Below are 615 nucleotides of genomic sequence, written 5' to 3'. Positions count from 1 at the left end.
TTTTTATCGTCCGCGCGACGCAGCCGTGCTGGCGGCGAATGCATCGCGCTTCCCGCGGATGGAACTTGTCACCGTGGACGAGGATTTCGGCGGCTGGGCCCAGGCGCAGCGGACGCATTTCAACGACGGCGGGGTCTTCGATCGCATCAGCCGGGCCATCAGGTGAGCGCAGCGGCCATTTCGGGCTGGCGCCCCAGCGGTCGGCGCCTTGGCACCCGCGCGATCCCGGGCTTTCGCGTCTCGCTCGGGATCACGCTGGCTTGGCTCGGGATCGTGGTGCTGGTCCCGCTTGCGGCCTTGGTGCTGCGGCCCTGGGAGCTCGGCGTCGCCGGCGTCTGGAACTCGCTCGCCGACGAGCGGGTCGCGGCCGCACTGGCGCTGTCCTTCGGAGCGGCGCTGGCGGCCACCCTGATCTGCCTGCCGCTCGGCCTGCTGCTGGCCTGGGCGCTGGTGCGGCTGCGCTTTCCCGGACGCGGCGTGCTGGATGCCGCGATCGACCTGCCCTTCGCGCTGCCCACGGCCGTCGCGGGCATCGCGCTGACGGCGCTCTTCGCGCCGAACGGCTGGCTGGGCGCGCCGCTCGCCTGGGCCTTCGGCTGGAAGGTCGCCTTCACC

Annotated in this window: 1 pseudogene; it reads left to right on the top strand. The window is 72.4% G+C overall.

The features are described from left to right. Positions 1-162: 162 nt before the first annotated feature. Positions 163-615, top strand: a pseudogene (locus tag AC1DWF_RS36130) (molybdate ABC transporter permease subunit); the annotation flags it as partial.

Source organism: Aminobacter sp. P4_D5 (genome assembly GCF_056401815.1).
Note: the sequence above shows the minus strand (reverse complement) of the source record. Positions and strands in the feature narration are given on the sequence as shown.